Here is a 2,402-nt window from a genome sequence, read left to right as displayed (position 1 = left end):
GAATTGTTTGACAGGTTCGCCATTCTTGCGCGGCGTAAAATTCACATTTGAGCAATGGTATCTTGACAGATTAATATGCCAAGAAAAATCGATTATACCTTCAACGTCATAAGTCTGACCTATGGATGACCTTACATAAGAGTTTCGATGTGATCCGAGGGAGCCTCGTGTGGCAAGCTGATCAGAATAGAGAATAGACGGGGATAACCAGACGGTTCCTTTCCTTCAGTACAAACGCCCCAATTCCCTGATCCTTTGCGGATAATCGTCTGGAAAACGCCAGATGACTTCGCCGGGTGCGCGCACCAGTCCGCGCGCGGCGGGGTCTTTGTTGGTCAGCAATGACAGGAAAAGATCGCTGCTGGCCCATGGTGAAGACCGGAAGTACCAATGCCCGTTGCCAGTGCCCGCCTCTTCGGCATCCGTCACGTCGATGACATGCAGCCTTGGGGTCCGGGCCAGTTCCGCTTGCACCGCAGGCACTGCTTCGCCGGGCGGCGAGGTCTCTCCGACGCGCTTGCGGCCAAAGACAAACCTAGACATCGCCAGCGCGGAATCCGTTTGCGACTGATAGATCGTCAGGTCCGTAACCGCATCGAGAAGACCGTCCTCGATAGCATGAAGGAAATAAGCGCGGTCTAGGTCGCTGCCGATCAGGATGAGTTTGCCCAACCGCGCATTTTCCTCGGCTCCCAACGCGATTTGATAAGCGGCATCAAAGGCCAGCCTAGTCCCGGCGCTGTAGCCGATCAGGTGAATGCGACGGGCATCGGTATGAGTCGAAAGAAAGGCAATCAGCTCGCGCAGATAGCGTCGCGAGGCCAGCGCCGATTCCTGATCGCGGAAATAGGCCAGCGTACTTGGGGTTGCTGTCCAATTGTAACTGATGAAAGCGCCCTGATAGCCCAGGAAATGCTGCAACTGGCTTGAGACCAGGGTGGAATAGTCGAAGTCCACATTATAGCCGTGGATGTAAATGAAAATGTCGTTGTTGGCCGATTGCGCCAATTGCGCATTGATTTGTGACGCAAAACGGCGACCGGCAGATTCGACCTCGGCACGGCTGGGTGGCGTATCCATGTATTTGATTGCGCTGAACGGCAGAATGCCGGTCTCGGTCACGCCCGCCACACGTAGCCTATAGTCCCGATCCCGCGCCGCGGCGAGCGTGATGCGCCTTGCGTTTTCCCAGCTTTCAAGCGGCGGGTCCGACGCAACCTGCGCGACACCCGCCCGCAACACGTGCCCCCGTGCGTTATTGTAGCTTTTCTGTGGGTCGTCCGGTTCCGCAGGCTGGCGGTCGGTTGCGTAAAACAGACGCGTCCGCGCCTCAAAATTGCCCTCGGTCACATCCCCGAACGGGTCAAGCGTGCCATTGGCAAAGACCGTTGGCGAAGGCATGATGTCAATTTCATTGTAGGTTTTCGCCGCGCACCCCGTCAGGGTTATGAAGAAAATTAGCCAACAGAACCTATGCATCAGACACTTTACGCCCCAGAATTTCCGCCGCATTGAGATCTGCCGGCACGAGCTTTCAACCATTTTTGCAAATGGACCATCTTTGGCAAGCCTTAGAGGATGCCTGCGACAACGATGGCAGCAGATTGCGGGCCGTGACCGTGGATGATGTTGTCAGAGAGACGTTTGAAGAGTTCGAGTAATCGGCCACATTAACCAATGTTCGCCGATTTCGGGGTCGGCTTCTTGATGAGTCTTTTACAATGTGAAGCTACGCAAAGGCGAAAGGGACCATGTGAAAACGGCTATGAAACGGGCCAGATGTTCATCAAGGTGAAGGGCATGTGCGAATAGTCATGAACGTTTCCTGCACTGAAAAGGTTCGCACCAGAATTTTACCACTCTTGGCTGTCCGGCTCCCGCCGCACGTTTGTGGGCTCCAAAAGGATGTTTGTTTGCTGTTTTTTACCTTGGCCTCACCCTATCCAGGGATCGAAGCTTCCAGAGTACCCGGCGCAATTCAGCGGTTTTTCGATTGGATGAAACTCCTCCAGTGCACTGCCTGTGCCCCAAAGTTAAAACGATTTGCGATCGTGTGGCTTTTTGTTGCTTTTTCTTGACCGGGCAAACGAATTGATACATTTTACCAAAATAAAACCAGAATGGAGCACAAATTATCACGAACATAGACCGTTTTTGTCGCTCCATACCGCCCTTGAGTCAGAGGTTTCGTCTCGGTGTAAGGATGGTTTCGGAGCGGTGGCAGTGCTAATAACGGAATGTCCTGTGCGGATTGGTTATGGTAACCTGAGATAGAAAGGTATCGCCCCGACAGTTTGCAGTTAACTGCACATTTTGAGGGTGCAATTCTGTCAAATTGGCGGTCACTGGCTTCACTTGACCCAAAGCGCCTCGAAAAAGAAGGCACCCAACAAAAATGATCA

The 2,402-nt window shown here is 53.1% G+C and carries 1 protein-coding gene; it reads right to left on the bottom strand.

The window, feature by feature from the left end; genetic code table 11:
* Positions 1–225: 225 nt before the first annotated feature.
* A complete protein-coding gene (locus tag ACR0M9_RS21025) occupies positions 226–1,401 on the bottom strand; it encodes an alpha/beta hydrolase (RefSeq protein WP_480774596.1) in 1,176 nt (391 codons plus the stop codon).
* Positions 1,402–2,402 lie beyond the last annotated feature (1,001 nt).

It is taken from the genome of Ruegeria sp. CH2, from assembly GCF_056537065.1.
This window is presented reverse-complemented; position numbering and strand designations above follow the sequence as displayed.